The organism is Ekhidna sp., from assembly GCF_965247405.1.
Classification (GTDB): domain Bacteria; phylum Bacteroidota; class Bacteroidia; order Cytophagales; family Cyclobacteriaceae; genus Ekhidna.
In genome coordinates this window covers 1,890,611-1,910,074 of sequence record NZ_OZ252014.1, presented here as the reverse complement: position 1 = coordinate 1,910,074, position 19,464 = coordinate 1,890,611, and the positions used below count along the sequence as shown (strand labels likewise).

Sequence of the window (19,464 nt, the reverse complement as noted above, 5' to 3'; positions counted from 1 at the left end):
TGTTGTTTTTTAAATGAATTACAAGACAAACTTCGGGATAGCCAATATGCTATTTGTAACCGAATCCATGGATGTTGTAGCTGAAAGTGATACCAGGACCAACTCAATGATTGCTTTATGTTCACCTAACGTTTTGAAAGGGGTTGGAATGAATCAATCAAGATTGTGATAATATTTGAATATCTAATCAACTAATTATCCAGTCTGCTAACTTTACCCCATGTCCGAAAAGAAACTCTTCCTCCTTGATGCATTTGCATTGATTTATCGTGCTCACTTTGCCATGAGTCAAAACCCAAGGCTCACAACCAATGGGATCAATACCGGAGCAATTCTCGGCTTCACAAATTCGCTTTTAGAAATCATCACCAAGGAAAAACCATCCCACATTGGGGTGGCTTTTGATACCCACGCCCCAACCTTCCGTCACGAGGATTATGCGGAATATAAAGCCACTCGTCAGGAACAGCCCGAGGAAATCAAGGTCGCGATTCCTTATTGTAAGAATATTGTTAAGGGCTTCAATATTCCTATCCTGGAAATGGATGGCTATGAAGCTGATGACCTGATCGGAACGATTGCAAAAGAAGCAAGCAAAGCAGGTTTTGAGGTGTACATGATGACCCCCGATAAAGACTTTGCACAGCTGGTTGAAGAAAAAATTTTCCTATACAAACCAAAGCGTATGGGGAACGGCGTGGAGATCATGGGTATCCCTGAAGTGCTTGCCAAGTTTGATATTGACAAAGTGGATCAGGTTCGTGATGTGCTGGGTCTCAAAGGAGATTCGGTAGATAACATCCCCGGAATTCCCGGAATTGGAGATAAGACCGCTTCTAAGTTACTGAAGGAATTCGGTTCCGTTGAAAGTATTGTTGCCAATGTAGACAAACTGAAAGGAGCACAACAAAAGCGAGTCGAGGAGTTTGGGCAGCAAGGAATCATGTCAAAAGAGCTGGCTACCATCAAGATAGATTCACCGATCAAGTTTGATGAGAATGACCTGAAGTATGGTGATCCAAATCCAGAAATATTGAAGCCAATATTTGATGAGTTGGAATTCAAGACCATTGCCCGAAGGGTATTCCAGGAAGAAAATGAGATCAAGAAAGGAGACACCCAACAGTTAGGCTTGTTTGATTCGGCAGGCACTTCGAGTGAGTCTTCAGACAAGCGATCTTCGATAGAATCTACCGACCACAATTATCATTTGGTTTCGACAACAGTTGAGGCTAAAAAGCTAGCAGATAAACTGGCAGGTCAAAAGTCCTTTTGCTTCGATACGGAGACCACCAGTCTGGAGACCAGGGAAGCCAAGCTGGTGGGAATCGCTTTTGCCATAGAAAAAGGAGAGGCTTGGTATGTGCCATGCTTTGAAAATGCTCAGGAAATCGCCGATGTATTTAAAGAGGTACTTGAGAACAATCAGATTGAAAAGATTGGTCAGAATCTGAAATATGATATTCAGATACTTCGCAATTACGATGTGACAGTAAAAGGAAAAATTTTTGATACCATGCTGGCGCACTTCCTCCTCGATCCCGAATCCAACAATAGCATGGATTGGCTTGCCGAAAAGTGGTTGAACTATAAGACCATTTCATTTGAAAATCTGGTTGGCCCGAAAGGCAAGAATCAGAAAACCATCGATCAGATTGATCCTGAAAAAGTAAAGGATTATGCCTGTGAGGATGCTGACATTACGCTGCAATTAAAGGAGCTTCTGGAAAAAGAAATTGATGAGCGAAAGCTCCAACGATTACTTCATGAAGTAGAGGAGCCGCTCTCTTTTGTGCTGGCTGACATGGAATACCAGGGAGTGAAAGTAGACACTGGTGCTTTGGAGAAAATGTCCAAGGAGCTGGATGAGCTGAGTCGAAAGGTGCAGCAGGAAATTTTTGATATTGCCGGAGTGGAATTTAACATTGGCTCACCTAAGCAGCTGGGGGAAATCTTGTTTGATAAACTCAAGTTGGTAGACAAGCCTAAGAAAACCAAATCCGGCCAATATGCAACTGGTGAAGATATCCTTTCAAAACTTGCGGATGAGCATGCGATTGCTGAGAAGATCCTGACATTCCGTGAGTATCAAAAATTGAAATCTACTTATGTAGACGCACTTCCAAAATTGATCAGTCCTGCCGATGATCGAATTCATACAGACTATCGCCAGACGGTTGCAGCCACCGGAAGGCTCAGCTCGAATAATCCGAACCTGCAAAACATTCCGATTCGAACGGAAAAGGGACGTGAGATCAGGAAGGCATTTGTTCCAAGAGAAAAGGATTACCTGATCATGGCCGCTGACTACTCGCAAATTGAGCTTCGAATCATGGCCGCTTTTTCAAAAGATGAACACATGATGCAAGCCTTCAAAGATGGGCGGGATATTCATGCGACAACCGCATCGAAGGTGTTCGGTGTAGACATTGACAATGTGGAGCCTAACATGCGTCGAAAAGCCAAGGAGGTCAACTTTGGTATCATCTACGGCATCTCAGCTTATGGTCTTTCTCAAAACCTGAATATCTCTCGTGGAGAAGCTCAGGAGATCATCGATTCCTATTTCAAGGAATTTCCGAATGTGAAGAAGTACATGGACTCCACCATCGAAAAAGCGAAAAAAGATGAGTATGTGGAGACCATTTTAGGAAGAAGGAGATATTTAAGGAATATCAATTCCAGAAACTTCACCATGCGAGGATTCGATGAGCGAAATGCAATCAACGCACCTATCCAGGGGAGTGCGGCAGACATCATCAAAATTGCCATGATCGATATCCATCAATGGATGCAAAAGGAGAAACTCCAATCCAAAATGATCATGCAGGTGCATGATGAATTGGTTTTTGATTTGCATAAGGATGAGCAGGATCTAATGGTTAGCAAGGTGGAGGACTTCATGAAAAACGCCTACGAATTGGACGTGCCAATGGAAGTTGAAATCGGGATCGGTCAGAATTGGCTGGAGGCACATTGAGGATTTCCCTTTAATCACCCCCTAGCCCCCTCGAGGGGGGACGAGAACCTTATCCAAGGTGTAGCTTCTAAATTAAAAACCTGATCAAAATGTAGATTTGAAATTTTTTCTTTTTGTAGAAAACAAATTCCCCCTTGAGGGGGCTAGGGGGTGACCTCTCTATCCAAAATCCAATTTTCAATTGTTCTCACCACATTATTAATATCATTCAGGACCTCTGAATCTTCAAAGCGCAGGATATTATATCCCATATTTTCCAGTTCTTTTTCTCTAATCTGATCTTTAGCCGCCACCTCTTCAAACTGATGCGTGTATCCATCTACCTCGATGATTAGCTTAAGCTCTTTACAAAAGAAGTCGACGATATAATTTCCAATGGGTCTTTGCCTTAAGAAACGGTACTCCATCATCTGCTTTTCTCCGAGCACCTCTCGACACATCACTGTTTCTGCTTTAGTGGGGTTTTTCTCAGCTCTCTGGCAAGCAGTTTAAGGTCCTGATTGCAGTTGTTGTTGGAGTATTTGTTCATTTTCACCCCTAGCCCCCTCGAGGGGGAACAGATTCGTCTTAAATTTGATAAAAATCTCTAACAATTTAGGGTCTCCATCTCTATGCTAACATCACCTCCTTCTTTCTCAGACATCAAGCGCGCGCATCAGCGCATCTCGCAGTATATCTACAACACCCCGGTAATGACCTCAGCCAATCTGGATGAGCTGGCAGGCTGTCATATGTTTTTCAAGTGTGAAAACTTCCAAAAGGTAGGTGCTTTTAAGATGCGTGGTGCATCGAACGCTATCTTCTCTTATAGACCGGAGGAACGAGTGAATGGGTTTGCCTGTCACTCTTCCGGCAACCATGGTCAGGCAGTGGCACTCGCGGCTAAGCTGGCGGGATCAAAAGCCTATGTGGTGATGCCTAAAGGCGCACCTAAGGTCAAGGTTGATGCGGTAAAAGGATATGGAGCCGAGGTGATTGAATGTGAGCCGACGGAAGATTCACGAGAGTCGACCTGCAATGAAGTGATTGAAAAAACAGGCGCGATGCTTATACATCCTTTTAATGATTACAACATCATCGCAGGGCAGGCAACTGCGGCAAAGGAGCTTATTGAGGAGGTGGAAAATCTGGATGCACTAATTGCTCCAGTGGGCGGAGGCGGATTAGCATCCGGTATGTCTCTTGTTGCACATTATCTGAATCCTAACTTGGAACTGTATGTGGGTGAACCGGAAGAGGTAGATGACTGCTATCAATCATTGAAAAGTGGCAAACTGATTGCCAATAAAACAGCGAATACTATTGCCGACGGTTTAAAAGCGTCAATCGGGCCGAAAAATTTCGAGATTTTATCTGAACACATCAAAGAGGTATTATTGGTTTCAGAGGAGGAAATTATTCGAGCAATGAAACTGATCTGGGAACGGATGAAAATCGTTATCGAACCTTCCTGTGCCGTTCCTTTTGCAGCGATTTTGAGAAATCCTAAAGTGTTTGAGGGGAAACGAGTTGGAGTCATTCTGACAGGGGGCAATGTAGATCTCACTAAGCTTCCATTCTGATGTCCAGAAAAATCTTTGTCATCTGGAATCCCTTTGCCGGAGGCAAAGCCTTAAAGATTTGTAAAAAGCTTTCAGAGACACTGAACGATCTTCAGATTAAATATCAGGTTTTCGATACGAACGAGAGCAAAAGTGCTACTACTACTGTTGAAGAATTTCTGGACACATCCTTTACTGATCTTATCATAATAGGAGGTGATGGGACCATTAATGAATCTGTGAATGGACTGAAATATGACATCCCGATTGCCATTCTTCCTGCAGGGACTGGGGACGACTTCATTAAAAATGTTACGATCGGCCAGACACTGGACGAGCAAATTGATACTGCGTTAAAAGGGGAAATCCATCGAATTGATTTGGGTCAATGCAATGATCGAAAGTTCGTCAATGGTGTAGGCATTGGTTTTGATGGACAAATCGTGGAAGATATGGCGTCCAAGCGAGTGCCATTGCTAACCGGTCATGCTGCGTACTACTATCATGTCCTTCGAATTTTAGGTGGGTATCGGGAGCGAACATTTGAATATCAGATCGATGGTAAACCTCTTCAAAAGGATCTAATTCTTCTCACGATTGGCAATGGAACCACGTTTGGTGGAGGTTTTAATCTGATGCCGGAAGCAAGGATTGATGATGGGCTACTGGAGATTTGCGAAATAGGCAAAGTATCCGGGCTGAGAAGGTTTTTGAACATCAACAAACTCTCTGGCGGCTCGCATGGATCGCTGAAAGAGATCAACTTCTATAAAGCAAAATCGGTCAAAGTGGAAGCAAATGATATGCTTTACGCCCACATTGATGGTGAGCGAATAGGTCAGCCACCTTTTGAGATCAAAGTTTTGCCGGAGGCGATGCAGATTAGAATGACGAATTAGATGAAACTATTTTTAAGATTTTTAATTCTACTGATTTTTTTGAGCTCATGCTCAAAGGCAGAAAACCAAGATTTTAGACTGATCCTCAAAGTAAGCGATTGTGTAGGATGTCCGGTTAAACTTACGAGCTATGATCCACTTTATTTTGATCCGATAAAATTGGATTCCTTCTACTTGGATTACAGTGGGGTAAAGGAGAGACAACTGCAGGTGAATGAACTTACTCAAGCATATGTTTCAATAGGAGACTCAATGCAACTTCCTATTCTGATTAAGAAGGGAGAAACACTAGAAGTCAAATCTAGAAATGAAACACTAGAATTTTCAGGAAGCTTATCTGAGCTTAATTCATTATTCAATTCAATCATTCAACTAATCAGTGATTATGAAACTATCGATGGAGAGTATATTCTCGATTTAGAGTTGGAGGAGTTTTTCAATCGACTTGATGATTTAACTAAGAAAACAACATTTGTTTTGGATACAAGTCCGTTCCTTTCAAAAACAGAAAGGGTTGTTTTACAAAAGGTCGTTAAGGTAAAGTCACTAAAGTACAAGTACAATTATGCTTTAATGAACTATAATTTTTACTTGAATGAGGAAGTGCCAAAACAGATTTCTGAGATTGAAGATTTTCCAGACTTTCCTGGTCTACTGCCGTTTGATTATGGTTTTTTAGCCAAAGCGTATTTGGACATGAGGGTTTATCCAAAGGTTTGGCCAACTACCGATGATAGGGACTCAATTAACGCTTTCAGATTAAGAGCTGATTCATTATTAAGAAAATCAGATTACAATTCAGAAGTTAAAAATTTTCTTAGAGCAGTAAATATTAAAGAGGAGGTATATTCAAATAAGAATAGAGAGGTACTAAAAAGTTTATTTTTAGAATATCAAAAGTCTTCAGAAAACTCAAAATACCTATCACAACTTTCTAAAGTTATATCCCAAAAGTCTAACCTAATAGAGGGGACAGAAGCACCAAATATCATTGGCTTAGATATAAACGGAGAACGAATTGAATTATCAGATTTGCTTGGTAGCACTGTGGTAGTTGATGTTTGGGCTTCATGGTGTAAGCCTTGTATCAAGTCATTTCCACAAATGGATGAGTTAGAGAGGCGGTTTCCTTCTTCTCGTGTAAAATTCCTATACGTATCAGTGGATCAGCATGAAAAGCAATGGAAGAAGGCCAATGACAAATTCTTAGCTGATAAACTTAGCATCATTGCAAATGATGAGAGCACATTCTATGAAGATTATTTAATCGCTGGTATACCTAGATATATTGTGATTGATTCAAACGGGTTGATCATTGATGCAGATGCTCCCTCTCCATTATCAGAAAAGCTTGAAGAGGTCATTCAAAGTGGTTTGCTCGATTAGCTATTTCCTCTTAAACCTCGCCCTCTTCTTAAACCGCAAATAAAGCCACACAGTCACCGCAATTACTCCCAGACTGATAAACTGTGAGTGTGAAAGCACCCCATCTATGATATAGCCTCGCTCTTCGTCTCCTCTGAAAATCTCAATGATTCCCCTACCCACTGCATACAAAATGATATAGATAAAAAAGAGCTGTCCTTCGAATCTATTGTGTCGTTTCAGCATCAATAGAATAATGAGGATACCAAAGATCAATCCGGCAGAATAAAGTTGTGTTGGGTGAAGGGGCGTATTCAGGGGTTCTGCCTGGGAGATGGGATCAGTAAATGTCACTCCCCATGGCATTTCTGTTGGTATCCCATGGCAGCAGCCTGCAAAGAAGCATCCGACCCTTCCCAGGCCATGAATGATGCATGCAGCGATCGCCAGCCGATCCATCAACGGCCAGAGTGGCCATTTTTCTTTTCTGAAATACCAGACAATGAGCGGCACAGCAAAAAGAAGTGAACCGTAGAAGACAAACCCGGTTCGAAAGTTCTGTTTCATATTGCTCCATGAGCTGAAGTAATATCCGGGATTTTCCATGTAGAAAAAGAGTTTACCACCCACAAAAGCAGCCACTATTACCATGATTGCAAGGTTCTGGATTTTATCCTTTTCAATGCCCAGGTCTCTCTTAGCAACATAACTCATGTAGAGGAATCCTAGCGTGGCGCCAACCATGATCATGAAACCGTAGGTATGGATGGTGAAATCACCGATTGAAAACAGTTCTGGATGCATGAAATAAAATTAGCTTTTAAAAACGGTTTCTTTATTCTCACTACCGTCAAAAACACGAATAGCTACAACGTCAGCCTCTGCCGTTTTCTCTCCATCAGCTGAAAAGAAGTCACATTTTAATACCGTCTTTCTGCCTTTTACTTCCATCACTCGGGCGCGTAGTTCCACGGCTGTATTGGGTGTTGGCTTCAAATACTTTACTGTTAGGGTGCCGGTGGCATACCTATACTCTGGATCGGTGTTGAGCGATCTTCCTTCACGTTTGTATGCATCAGCCATGGCCGTCCCCATACAGTGACAGTCGATCAGGGTAGCCATTATTCCACCGTTCATGAGGTTGCTCCAACCATGATACTTTTCTTCTGATTTCCACTTGCAGACGGATTCATCTCCTTCCCAATAGCTTTTGATCTGTAGCCCTTCATGATTGTGTCCGCACCCAAAGCAGACATTTTCGGGCATGTGATCTTGAAAGTATTTTGACTCACTCATTTTTGTAACTTTACTTCTAAACGTTAAATCAAATCAAAATACTTGTCTTTTCGACTTTAGGAGAAATATTTATAATTAAGGTGGTTTGATGAAATGATTTGAAATACATCTAGAATTAAGTGAGATATTTCATTGCATTCAATATGACAAGTTTTTTGATTTGATCCCTTCAAATCAAATATTATGTACCATACTCTCGACCTCCATTTTCAAAATTACGAGCATGCTATCGCCTCATTTCTTATTGAAACGGACGAAGGACCAGTGCTTATCGAGTCGGGCCCATACTCAACATTTCCCAGCCTGGAGAAAGGCTTGTCTAACCATGGCTACAAGGTGAGCGATGTGAAACACGTACTGCTTTCTCATATACACTTTGATCATGCAGGAGCGGCCTGGGCGTTTGCTGAAAAGGGGGCAAAAATTTATCTGCATCCGTTTGGGCACGATCACATGCACGACCCCACCAAGCTGGTAGCTTCTGCAACCATGATCTATGGAGATCAAATGGATACACTATGGGGTAAAATGGAAGGCATTCCAAAGAAGAACCTGAAAGTAATGGAGCATGAAGAGGTAGTGGAGATCGGGGGGCACAGCTTCAAGGCAATACACTCTCCGGGTCATGCAAAACATCACATTGCATGGCAATGGAAAGACACCATTTTCACCGGTGATGTAGCCGGGGTTAAGATAGAGGGAGGGCCAGTGGTGCCACCATGTCCACCACCCGACATCAACATCGAGGATTGGTTGCAATCCATTGATTTAATACTCTCTAAGAACCCAAACAGACTGGTATTGACACACTTTGGAGAAGAGATGAACCCAAACATTCACATGCAGGAACTAAGGGAAATTTTGAAAGACTGGTCTGAGTGGATGAAAGTTAAATGGGAGGCCGGAATGAGCAACGATGAGATAACTCCTGAGTTTATGGCGTATACTGCAAAGCAATTGAAAGATCGTGGTGTTTCAGACCATGGGATCAAATTATACGAAGCAGCTAATCCATCCTGGATGAGTGTAGCTGGCTTGGTGAGATACTGGAAAAAGAAGCTGGAAAACTAATATGCTCATAGCAGACAAGAAATTTGAAAGGCTGGAAAAGCTCAACAACCGGGATGAATATGAGGGGTGTACTTTTCTGAACTGCAATCTCGCTGATGGAAATTTTTCTACTTCGAGATTCATAGAATGTGAATTTGTTGATTGCAACTTAAGCAATGTACTGGTTGGTGAGACTTCCTTTAGAGAGGTGACTTTTAAAAATTGCAAGATGATTGGCATCCAGTTCGATACCAGTAATCAATTGCTTTTTGAGGCCTCCTTTGACAATTGCCAGCTGGATCACAGTGTCTTTTTCCAAATGAAGCTGAAGCAATCCCATTTCAAGGGTTGCCAACTGATAGAAGTAGATTTTTCAGAGGCAGATCTAAGCAATGGTAAACTCATTAGTTGCGATCTATCTGGAGCAAAATTTGATCATACCAATCTTGAAAAAGCCGACTTTAGTGGATCATTTAATTTGGTGATTGATCCGGAAATCAATAAAATCAGCCAGGCTAAAATCCCATTTTCTCAGCTGCCAGGTTTGTTAGCTAGATACAATATTAAGATCGGTAAAGACTCTTAGATAAAGTTAGTAAGCCTACTCGTATCTCAAAGATTCAACCGGGTTTTTGATGGCTGTTCTGAATATGCGACTCGATGCAATAAAGACAGCAATGAACATAAGCAGGATAAATGGTGCCAAAACCGTAAATACACTGATGGCTTGATAAACTGCAAATATGGAGGCCATCAATGCATCAATTGCCAGGTAGGATAAAACAGATCCAACCATAGCGAAAATCAACAATAGCCAGAAAAACTGTTTATTCATCAACACCATAATTTGATTGACCGAAGCTCCTAGCACTTTGCGTACACCTATTTCTTTTACGCGCTTGATGATATTGAGTGATACCAGGGTGTAGAGCCCAATGGATGAAAGGATCAATGCCAATGCTCCTAGAAATTTAAACATCTTTGAGATGTTGGTATTGACATAATCGGTTCCTGCTAACTCCTCATTCATAAACGACGCATTAAATGGCGTATTAGGAGCTACTTCATACCACTTTGATTCCATTTTGTCTCTTAGTTCCGTAGGATTCACTTCGCTTTTGATTACCACAAAATTCATTTCTTCTTTATTAGCTAATCTAAATGCGCAAGGCTCTACCGGATCAAAGAACCCGTACATGTAAAAATCTTCCAGCACCCCCACTACTGACAAGCGTGTGCTATCATCAATCTGCACTATTTTCCCAATTGGATCGTCCCAACCAAACTCTCTAACCAGCGCCTCATTCATAATGATGGAGTTTTCCCTTTCAAATTCGTAAAGGTCTTTGTTGAAGTATCTTCCATCTTTGATCGTTAGACCCATGATGTCTTGGTAGTCCAAACTGAAGTTCATCATGTCAGACTCCACTTCCTGCTCTCCTGCTCGTAATGTTCTTCCATACGTCCACCATCCAATGTGATGCGTAGTACCGGTTAATTTTTCAATTTCCGGCATTTGACTAACCATATTAAAGAATCGATCATACTCGGATTGATTCTCTACCCGTACACCAAGAATATTTTCCTTTTCAAAACCGATATCCAGATTATTCTGATACGCTGCGTTATTTGTAAACGCTAGTGCCGAAATCAATGCGATAATGGTGAGCATGTATTGTAATCCAAGCAGCGTCTTGGAAAACCAATTGGTGCCTCCTAATGATAAACTGCCTCTTAAAATATTGACCGGCTGATAGGCGCTGATATAAAGAGAAGGGTATCCTCCGGCGATGACCGAGGTGAGCACCAAAAGACCAACCAGGAATATGTAAATCTCACTATCTGACACAAGGTTTAATTCCAGGGTGATAAAATCCCAAATGGCACTGTACGCCGGAACCAGGAAGTATGCAAACCCCAACGCGATCAACAAAGACAAAAATGAAAGAATCAGGTTTTCACCCATGAATTGAAAGATGAGCTGTTTACGACCACTGCCCATTACTTTCCGTATCCCGATTTCTTTGAGACGTTTACTGGAGATGGCGATACTTGTGTTGGTGAAGTTGAAGCAAGCAATCAACAACATGAGAAATGCCATGATCATTGGAACTACCACCGCCGGTGGTGGGGGTGGCTCGCTTAGCCAGTTGGCTCGAATAGACTCTGCAATACTTCCCAGGTTAGTCAACTGTACCGCATAATAACTTCCTATTTTAAAGTCATCCCTGGCCTTGTTCTGTACCTCAACGTAGTTGGCATTAATGTCGTCCATTAAATTTTGAGGAAAACGTCCATCTGTCATGACGAAAGTAGCTGCAACAAATTGTCTCCAGTCGGCATTCTCAACCTCACGTATTTTTAAGTAATTATCAAAGTGGGTAAGTGCGCTAAACCTTACCGATGAATTTTGCGGAATTTGTTCGAAAACTCCACCTACCGTCATTGGAAACTGTCTTCCATCTTCTGCAATGATGGTGATGATTTCTCCGGTCGGGTCCACATCCTCTCCGAAATAGGTGTTGGAAGTATAGTTACTTAGGATAATCTTGCTTCTGTCAAAAAAAGCTGACTCATTGCCATACTTAAGCGGAAAACTGAACATATCAAGGAAATCATCCTCGGCAAATGCGATTCCCTGATTAAAAACTTTTAATTCCTTTTTAAGAACCAGCCCGGTCTCTATGTATCGGGAAGTATGTGTGATACCAGTGACTTTGTCCTCTATCACTGCTCCCAGAGGCAGTGGGGTGATCCCATATGGCACATTTTGGTTTTGCACATCCTTATAGATCTGCAATTTGTAAATACGTTCATGATTCGCATGATTCTGATCGTATTCTGCTGCAAATTTCCAATTGAGGTACCCAACAATACAGCATGCCAGGGACAGACCTAAGCCCAGCATATTGATGAAAACATACGACTTGTTCTTTCGAAAATTGCGAAAGGTGATTTTGAAGAAATTCTTAAGCATAGTCCTGTGAGTTAGTTGATTTAACAAAGCACCAAGAACATGCCAAATCATTCAAACCTTCTGATTTTCAGAATCATACGATTTTTTCAACCTTCAGACCTGTGCGATTTCGCACGTCAATATGAACACTTTTTGTGTCCCCTCATTATAATAGATTCAAGAAATCCCTAAAGGTTGCTTTAGGTGAAAGTATACGCCCACCAGATCAGGACAAATTGGAGCGGTAGCCGCAGAGCCAACACCCAAACCATTTTCTTTTTTCGCCACCCCTTCATGAAATGGTAGATGTTGGCAGGGAATACAGCAATGAGTAAAAGAATGATTCCCCAGGCAGCTATTGAGGTATAATTGGGCATGAGAAGCATGATCCCAAGTATGATTTCCGCAATTCCACTCAGCCAGTTGATTAGTTTTTTATTTCCGAAAAAAGGAGGGATGATGCTTTCGTAAAAGCGAGGCTTCAGGAAGTGGTTGACTCCTGCTAGGATATACAGGATCGCCATGATCCAGAGGCTGAGGGTTTCGGTTGACATAAAAAAGCAGTGTTCGGAATTTATTTCAGAATCTTTTGTGAAAAGTACACAGATCCTGAAACAAGTTCAGGATGACCAAAGATATATTGGTCTCATTTTATGGATATATTTGATAAACATCAAAATCAACCCGAACCTATGTATCGAATTCTCACCCTTCTTTTTATTTTATTTATTGCCTGCTCACCCAAGCCCTCAAACTCCGAGGCAGAACAATGGGCAGCCCAGGCGGAAAACGTCACCATCATTCGAGATGACTTTGGTGTACCACACATCTATGGCAAAACCGATGCAGATGCCGTCTTTGGTTTGCTCTATGCCCAATGTGAAGATGACTTTCGCCGGGTAGAGCGCAATTTCACCTGGGCGGTTGGTAGACTGGCAGAAACTGAAGGAGAGGAGGCGCTTTACAGCGACTTGCGAGCACACCTTTTTATGACCGAAGCAGAGGCAAAAGAAACGTATGCGTCAGCACCTGACTGGCTGAAAACTTTGTGTGGGGCCTGGGCCGATGGCATCAACTATTACCTGCACACCCATCCTGAGGTTGAGCCGAAAGCGATCAAAAAATATGAGCCATGGATGACCATGTATTTTACTGAAGGTTCCATTGGAGGAGATATTGAGCGAGTGTCTACTCGGAAGATCAAGGCTTTCTATGAAGGCATGTCCCCCTCTGGAGGGGGTGAAGGAGGAGGTTCCTCACAATTATCACTTATTACGGATGACAATGTCCTCGAAGAACCCCAAGGATCTAATGGCTTTGCCATTTCCGGAGACCAGACCGAATCCGGAAATGCCATGTTACTGATCAACCCTCACACCTCATTTTATTTCAGAGGAGAGGTGCATGTGGTTAGCGAGGAAGGTCTCAATGCGTACGGAGCGGTGACTTGGGGACAGTTTTTTGTGTATCAAGGCTTCAATGAAAACACCGGCTGGATGCACACCTCTACCGGCACAGACATCATCGATGAATTTCAGGAAACCATCATCGAAAAGGATGACGGGCTGAATTATCAATATGGAGAGGAAGAACGAAAAGTTGAAGTCAAAGAAGTGACATTGAAATACCGGGACGGTGACGAGATGAAAGAAAAAACGTTCCCAATTTACCGAACCCACCATGGCCCAATTACCCATGAAACCGATGGAAAATGGACAGCCACTGCATTGATGTGGAAACCGGTGGATGCATTGACGCAATCGTATACACGAACCAAAAAGAAAAATCTGGAGGAGTTTCATGAGATGATGAACATCCGAACCAACTCTTCAAACAACACCGTTTTTGCTGATTCTGAGGGAAACATCGCCTACTACCATGGCAACTTCATTCCAAAGCGAGATGTGCAGTTTGATTATTCTCAACCGATAGATGGCAGCAATCCCGCCACTGACTGGCAGGGATTGCATGAACTGGATGAAACGATCATTGTGAAGAACCCACCAAATGGCTGGATTCAGAATTGTAATTCTACGCCGTTCACTGCTGCTGCTGAGAACAGCCCGAAAAAGGAAGATTATCCCTACTACATGGCTTCTTTCCCGGAGAACTTCAGAGGGGTTAATGCCATTCGATTGCTGTCTCAGGTTGAGGATCTTTCATTGGACGGATTGATTGAATTGGGATATAACCCCTATCTACCTGCTTTTGAAAAAGTGATTCCGGGATTGGTGGAAGCGTATGATAACGCAGAAAGTCGTCCTACCACTGAAAGTGATGAGACGACTGATATGTTAGAGGCAATAGAAGAGCTGAGAAATTGGGATTTTAAAACTGGAGTTGATTCTAAAGCAATGACTCTGGCTCATTTCTATGGAAGAGCGTTATATCAGCACGCAGACACACCTGAAGGACTCAATGGGATTGATCGCTTCCATTGGTTTGGGACCGGACTTGCTGAAGAGGAGCGATTACGAATTTTTAAAATAGCCCTCGAAGATATGGACAGCCGATACGGCACGAGGTTGATTTCATGGGGAGAAGTAAATCGCTTCCAGCGATTATCGGGTGATATAGACGCATCGTTTGATGATGAAGCACCAAGTATTCCGGTAGGGTACACCACGGCGTGGTGGGGACACCTTGCGGCCTATGGCATGAGGGGCAATCACGATGTGAATAAAATTTATGGCACCCGTGGCAACAGCTTTGTAGCAGCTGTAGAATTTGGAGACAAAGTGAGAGCTAAAACCATTTTAGCAGGAGGCCAAAGCAGCGATCCTAGCTCACCCCATTTTGATGATCAGGCAGAGATGTATGCCAGTGGAGAATTCAAAGAGGCTGCCTTCTATCGTGAAGATGTGGAGGCAAGAGCAGAAGAAACTTATAAACCCGGAAAACGATGAAAAATATACTAACACTCATTTGCCTGTTTCTAACAGGTGTCATGCTCGCTCAAAGCCCTGTCGGGGCATGGGAATGGACTGAAACCAGGGACGGTCAAAAAGTGAAAGGTGTTGTCACCTTCACAGAGAACTATCAGGCGGCAGCATGGTTTGATGCTGAAACAGGCGCATTCATAGAAACGAATGGCGGTAGCTGGAAACTCGAGGGAAACATGATGACCGAGGTGCCGGAATTTCATACAAGTGATACGTCTAAGATTGGCAAGCCTTCCTCTTTTGAAATTGAATTTGATGGAAATGATAAGATGCGCATTGTCGGAATGGAAACCTGGGCTACACGCGTGGATGCCGGGGAACCCGGAGAGCTTACAGGAGCCTGGTTGATGTCAGGAAGGAAGCGAAACGTTGAGATCCAGGAGCGTGATACCGACAGGCCAAGAAAGACAATGAAGATTCTCTCCGGGAAGCGTTTTCAATGGATTGCCTACAATATTGAAACCAAACAGTTTATGGGAACAGGAGGAGGTACCTACACCACAGTAGATGGTAAGTACACCGAAAATCTGGAGTTCTTCTCGCGCGATGATAGCCGGGTAGGGATGAGCCTGGAGTTCAACTATGAGCTCATAGATGGCAAGTGGCACCATTCCGGTAAAAGCAGCAAAGGAGATCCTATGTATGAGGTTTGGAGTAAGAGGAATTAGTTGATTTTTTAATTTGTCAATTTGAAAATTATTCGATTTGGTAAAATTCTTTTTTCATCTTCTAGTCTTCTTTGTATTAACTGTTTTAACACAAGTAGGCGGGGTTATTTATCTCTTATGCTTATTTATTACAAAACAATTTGGGCTGAGAGGAATTAAAAGGATTTCAACATTTCTGTTGATTTATCTTCTCAATGTGTTTTTGATTATTCCCATATTGTCTGGGTTTGGTGATAGAAAAGCATTACCAATTTTCGGAGACCTAAGACCAATCTCATGGTTTACTGTTTTATGTAATAGGCACTATGTTACCGAAGCGCTTGAGGAGGTGGCTTTGGAAATGTCTAACCAAATGGTTAAAAATTTCCCGGGGACGAAGACAAATTATTTGGATGCTAATTTCCCTTTTTGGGATGGTTTCCCCCTTTTTCCACACCTTAGCCATAGTGACGGAAAGAAACTTGATTTAGCTTTCTACTATAAAAAAGATAATAAATTTTCTAGCTCAACCCCTACTTTGATTGGATATGGATCATATGAGAATCCTGAGATTGGGGAATCCGACTACCCGAGAATTTGTAAGGAAAGAGGGTTTTGGCAATATGGATTAATTGGCAAACTGGTTCCAGCTTCATCTTCCCTTGAGTTAGATAATGAGCGGACTAAATTTGCATTGATTAAACTCTCGACTGACAGCAGGGTATCAAAGATTTTTATTGAGCCTCACCTGAAGGACAGATGGGGCTTGTCAGGGTTTGAAAAGATTAGATTCCATGGGTGTCAAGCGGTAAGACATGATGATCATATTCATTTTCAAATTGACTAATCAACTAAATCTTCAAATCAACTCCAGTTATCCCTCAGCGTAATCGTTCGATTAAAAACCAGATTGTCCTCCGTGGAATCCTCATCTACTCTGAAATATCCGATACGTTCAAACTGCATCTGGTCACCCACTTTTGCACCATTCAGAGAAGGCTCCACCACTGCTTTTGTGTTGATCGTTAGCGAATCCGGATTCAGGTGATTCTTGAAATCGTCCTCTATTGTGTTCAGGTTTTCCGTTTTGAACAAGCGATCGTACTCACGCACCTCTACGTTTACTGCATGAGGTACGGAGACCCAGCCCAGCGTTCCTTTTACTTTCTTGCCACTGGTATCCTGGCCACTACGGGTTTGTGGATCGTACTCGGCATATAGCTCCTCGATGGTGCCATCTTCCGCTTTTTTGAAGCCCGTGCATTTGATGATGTAGCCAAACTTCAAGCGAACCTCACGGTCTGGTCCCAGTCGATACCACTTCTTTGGGCTCGGTGGATCTTCCATGAAGTCCGATTGATCCACATAGATTTCTCGTGTGAATGGCATTTCACGTGTGCCAGCTGATTCGTCTCCCGGATTATTTACTCCGATCATTATCTCCTCCCTGTCTTCTGGCCAGTTGGTAATAATCACTTTGAGTGGATTCATGATACCAAAACGTCTGTGAGTGGTTGCATTCAGATCTTCCCTTACTGCATGCTCGAGAACAGCAATATCTGTGATACCATCTCTTCTGGCTACTCCAATCATGTCAGCAAATTTTCGAATTGAAGTAGGAGTGAATCCCCTTCTTCTGATTCCTGAAAGTGTAGGCATTCTCGGATCGTCCCAGCCCTTAACATGACCAAGCTCTACAAGTTCTCGCAGCTTTCGCTTACTTACGATCGTATAGCTGAGATTCAATCGAGCAAATTCCGTTTGCTTGGATGGAAATATTTCCAATTCTTTTATTAGCCATTCGTATAGCGGACGGTGCACTTCAAACTCCAGCGTACAAAGCGAGTGTGTCACCCCTTCAATGGAATCTGACTGTCCATGTGCGAAATCATAGGTTGGATAGATGCACCATTGGTAGCCGGTACGGTGGTGGGGTAGCTGCTTGATGCGATACAATATCGGATCACGCATGTGCATGTTGGGAGAGCTGAGATCAATCTTTGCTCTCAATACTTTTTCTCCGTTTTTAAATTCACCGGAGCGCATACGCTCAAACAGATCCAGATTTTCTTCCGGTGATCGGTCTCTAAAAGGACTGGGTTTCCCAGGTTGTGTTGGCGTGCCTTTTAGTTTATTGAACTCTTCCTGAGAGAGATCATCCACGTATGCAGATCCTTTTTTGATCAGCTTGATTGCCATTTGATAAAGCTGTTCAAAGTAATCAGAGGCATAATATTCCTGGTCTTCCCAGTCATATCCCAGCCATTTGATGTTGGACTTGATGGAGTCTACGTATTCGGTTTCCTCTTTTTCAGGGTTGGTATCATCAAAGCGGAGGTTGCATTTCCCACCATATTTTTCAGCCAGCCCAAAATTCAGGCAGATGGACTTAGCGTGACCGATATGAAGATATCCATTCGGTTCCGGAGGAAAACGTGTTACGATTGAGTCGTACTTCCCTTCCTTCAGATCTTTCTCTATCATCTGCTCGATGAAATTCAGCGATTTTTTAGCCTCGTCCATAATTCAAAATTAGGGTGCAAAAGTAGGCTAATGATTGTCAAAATCTAAGAGATGTAATTGATCTCATTATTTGAGGAGGGTTTTTCTACAGGTAGTCGTCTAATGTAGGAGTGAACAAATAATTACATAAAACCATGATTAAGTTTTTTAAGAAATCGAATGTTGAATCGCTACAGAGAAAATACGATAAACTCATGCATGAAGCGTACGTGCTTTCGAAATCCAATCCGGAAGAAAGTATGAAAAGACAGGTGCAGGCGTTGGAGGTTCAGCGAGATATTTTATCAAAAAGCTGAGCTAAAGGGTAAGCTGCCAATAACCCACATCTATCCATCGATCGAACTTGTAACCGACCTCTTTAAACTCACCGATTTTTTTGAAGCCAAGTCTTTCGTGCAAGGCACGACTGGCGTCATTTGGCAGAGACATGCCTCCGATAATCGCATGGTAGCCCAGCGTTCGGAGTTGATCTATGAGCTCGGAATAAAGCGGCAATCCGTATCCTTTTCCTCCCTGATCTTTGTGCAAATAGATCGAAGACTCCACCGTTTTAGCATAGGCGACCCTCAGCTTCCATTGAGTAGCGTAGGCGTATCCGAGGATCTTTTTTTCCTCTTCCATCACCAACCAGGGAAGATTTAGCTCCACTTGGACACGATTGATTCGTTGCTCCATTTCATCTGCTTTGATGGGGTCGATTTCGAAGGTTGAGTGCGAGTGGAGGATATAATGATTGTAGATATCCACAATGGCTTTAGCATCCTTTGGTGTGGCGTGTCTAATCATAGAGTAAACCTAAATCAATAAAACGAGTTGATACTTCCAATGAGAATAAAGATAGCTACCGAAGTGCAGGCCGAACTTGACCAAGTCAAATCAAGATTCAACGAAGATTTATTTCTCTCACTAAACCCACCATTCCCTCCGGTAAAACTGGTTCAATTTGGTGGGTGCAAAACAGGTGATGTGGTTGAGCTCGAATTGAACTTTATCCTTTTCAAACAAAAATGGATAAGTAAGATTGTCGAGGATTACGAATCTAAGTATCAGTGGTATTTCATCGATATGGGAACCAAACTACCTTTTTTTCTTAAATCATGGAAACATGTGCATGACGTAAGAAAGGTGACCGAAGGGACCATGATTGTGGATGATATCACGTTTTCAACCGGTACACTTCTCACGGATATGCTCATGTTTCCTTTGCTATACTTTCAGTTTTTGTACCGAAAGCCTGTCTATAAAAAATGGTTTAAAGAGTAATA

At 42.5% G+C, this 19,464-nt stretch carries 19 protein-coding genes; 12 read left to right on the top strand and 7 right to left on the bottom strand.

What is annotated here, in order from left to right; genetic code table 11:
- Positions 1 to 13 precede the first annotated feature (13 nt).
- Both ACP14Y_RS08540 and polA read left to right on the top strand, forming a co-directional pair.
- The gene (locus tag ACP14Y_RS08540; protein ID WP_424962540.1) at positions 14 to 169 is read left to right on the top strand and encodes a hypothetical protein; all 156 of its coding nucleotides are present in this window, start codon (positions 14 to 16) and stop codon (positions 167 to 169) included.
- Positions 170 to 220: 51 nt separating this feature from the next.
- Positions 221 to 2,980, top strand: coding sequence for a DNA polymerase I (gene polA, locus ACP14Y_RS08535; protein WP_424962539.1), 2,760 nt, complete (start codon positions 221 to 223; stop codon positions 2,978 to 2,980).
- 143 nt (positions 2,981 to 3,123) lie between these two features.
- On the opposite strand, the gene ACP14Y_RS08530 is transcribed toward polA, so the two are convergent.
- Entirely contained in the window at positions 3,124 to 3,420 is a 297-nt protein-coding gene (locus ACP14Y_RS08530) for an endonuclease domain-containing protein (protein WP_424962538.1), read from the bottom strand.
- Positions 3,421 to 3,591: 171 nt separating this feature from the next.
- Here ACP14Y_RS08530 and ACP14Y_RS08525 point away from each other — a divergent pair, with 171 nt between their 5' ends.
- Genes ACP14Y_RS08525 through ACP14Y_RS08515 form a run of 3 tightly spaced genes read left to right on the top strand, consistent with a single transcriptional unit; the run spans position 3,592 to position 6,806 of the window.
- On the top strand, positions 3,592 to 4,542 hold the full coding sequence (locus tag ACP14Y_RS08525; RefSeq protein ID WP_424962537.1) for a threonine ammonia-lyase: 951 nt from the start codon (positions 3,592 to 3,594) through the stop codon (positions 4,540 to 4,542).
- The gene (locus ACP14Y_RS08520) at positions 4,542 to 5,420 is read left to right on the top strand and encodes a diacylglycerol/lipid kinase family protein (protein WP_424962536.1); all 879 of its coding nucleotides are present in this window, start codon (positions 4,542 to 4,544) and stop codon (positions 5,418 to 5,420) included. The genes ACP14Y_RS08525 and ACP14Y_RS08520 overlap by 1 nt, the downstream gene beginning before the upstream one ends.
- The gene (locus ACP14Y_RS08515; protein ID WP_424962535.1) at positions 5,421 to 6,806 is read left to right on the top strand and encodes a TlpA family protein disulfide reductase; all 1,386 of its coding nucleotides are present in this window, start codon (positions 5,421 to 5,423) and stop codon (positions 6,804 to 6,806) included.
- Here ACP14Y_RS08515 and lgt read toward each other — a convergent pair whose 3' ends face one another.
- Positions 6,807 to 7,589: a prolipoprotein diacylglyceryl transferase gene (gene lgt / locus ACP14Y_RS08510; protein ID WP_424962534.1), complete on the bottom strand. Its 783-nt coding sequence runs from the start codon at positions 7,587 to 7,589 to the stop codon at positions 6,807 to 6,809.
- Between the two features lie 9 nt (positions 7,590 to 7,598).
- On the bottom strand, positions 7,599 to 8,081 hold the full coding sequence (locus ACP14Y_RS08505) for a PaaI family thioesterase (protein ID WP_424962533.1): 483 nt from the start codon (positions 8,079 to 8,081) through the stop codon (positions 7,599 to 7,601).
- A 183-nt stretch (positions 8,082 to 8,264) separates the two neighbouring features.
- Here ACP14Y_RS08505 and ACP14Y_RS08500 point away from each other — a divergent pair, with 183 nt between their 5' ends.
- Positions 8,265 to 9,152, top strand: a complete 888-nt coding sequence (locus ACP14Y_RS08500; RefSeq protein ID WP_424962532.1) for an MBL fold metallo-hydrolase — start codon at positions 8,265 to 8,267, stop codon at positions 9,150 to 9,152.
- 1 nt (position 9,153) lies between these two features.
- Complete coding sequence (locus tag ACP14Y_RS08495; RefSeq protein ID WP_424962531.1) at positions 9,154 to 9,717, top strand: pentapeptide repeat-containing protein; 564 nt, start codon at positions 9,154 to 9,156, stop codon at positions 9,715 to 9,717.
- 15 nt (positions 9,718 to 9,732) lie between these two features.
- Here the strand turns inward: ACP14Y_RS08495 and ACP14Y_RS08490 are convergent, their stop codons facing one another.
- Positions 9,733 to 12,108, bottom strand: a complete 2,376-nt coding sequence (locus tag ACP14Y_RS08490) for an FtsX-like permease family protein (RefSeq protein ID WP_424962530.1) — start codon at positions 12,106 to 12,108, stop codon at positions 9,733 to 9,735.
- Positions 12,109 to 12,287: 179 nt separating this feature from the next.
- The gene (locus tag ACP14Y_RS08485) at positions 12,288 to 12,641 is read right to left on the bottom strand and encodes a DoxX family protein (RefSeq protein WP_424962529.1); all 354 of its coding nucleotides are present in this window, start codon (positions 12,639 to 12,641) and stop codon (positions 12,288 to 12,290) included.
- A 138-nt stretch (positions 12,642 to 12,779) separates the two neighbouring features.
- On the opposite strand from ACP14Y_RS08485, the gene ACP14Y_RS08480 reads away from it, so the two are divergent.
- Genes ACP14Y_RS08480 through ACP14Y_RS08470 form a run of 3 tightly spaced genes read left to right on the top strand, consistent with a single transcriptional unit; the run spans position 12,780 to position 16,523 of the window.
- A complete protein-coding gene (locus tag ACP14Y_RS08480) occupies positions 12,780 to 14,993 on the top strand; it encodes a penicillin acylase family protein (protein WP_424962528.1) in 2,214 nt (737 codons plus the stop codon).
- The gene (locus ACP14Y_RS08475) at positions 14,990 to 15,697 is read left to right on the top strand and encodes a hypothetical protein (protein ID WP_424962527.1); all 708 of its coding nucleotides are present in this window, start codon (positions 14,990 to 14,992) and stop codon (positions 15,695 to 15,697) included. Before ACP14Y_RS08480 ends, ACP14Y_RS08475 begins: the two co-directional genes overlap by 4 nt.
- Positions 15,698 to 15,734: 37 nt before the next feature.
- Positions 15,735 to 16,523, top strand: a complete 789-nt coding sequence (locus ACP14Y_RS08470; protein ID WP_424962526.1) for a hypothetical protein — start codon at positions 15,735 to 15,737, stop codon at positions 16,521 to 16,523.
- Between the two features lie 17 nt (positions 16,524 to 16,540).
- Here ACP14Y_RS08470 and ACP14Y_RS08465 read toward each other — a convergent pair whose 3' ends face one another.
- Positions 16,541 to 18,199 carry a glutamine--tRNA ligase/YqeY domain fusion protein gene (locus ACP14Y_RS08465; protein ID WP_424962525.1) on the bottom strand — a complete coding sequence of 553 codons (1,659 nt, stop codon included), beginning with the start codon at positions 18,197 to 18,199 and terminating at the stop codon, positions 16,541 to 16,543.
- Between the two features lie 134 nt (positions 18,200 to 18,333).
- Here ACP14Y_RS08465 and ACP14Y_RS08460 point away from each other — a divergent pair, with 134 nt between their 5' ends.
- Entirely contained in the window at positions 18,334 to 18,495 is a 162-nt protein-coding gene (locus ACP14Y_RS08460) for a Lacal_2735 family protein (RefSeq protein ID WP_424962524.1), read from the top strand.
- A 1-nt stretch (position 18,496) separates the two neighbouring features.
- Here ACP14Y_RS08460 and ACP14Y_RS08455 read toward each other — a convergent pair whose 3' ends face one another.
- Positions 18,497 to 18,985 carry an N-acetyltransferase family protein gene (locus tag ACP14Y_RS08455; RefSeq protein ID WP_424962523.1) on the bottom strand — a complete coding sequence of 163 codons (489 nt, stop codon included), beginning with the start codon at positions 18,983 to 18,985 and terminating at the stop codon, positions 18,497 to 18,499.
- Between the two features lie 39 nt (positions 18,986 to 19,024).
- Here ACP14Y_RS08455 and ACP14Y_RS08450 point away from each other — a divergent pair, with 39 nt between their 5' ends.
- Positions 19,025 to 19,462, top strand: a complete 438-nt coding sequence (locus tag ACP14Y_RS08450; RefSeq protein WP_424962522.1) for an SRPBCC family protein — start codon at positions 19,025 to 19,027, stop codon at positions 19,460 to 19,462.
- The last annotated feature ends 2 nt before the right edge of the window (positions 19,463 to 19,464 follow it).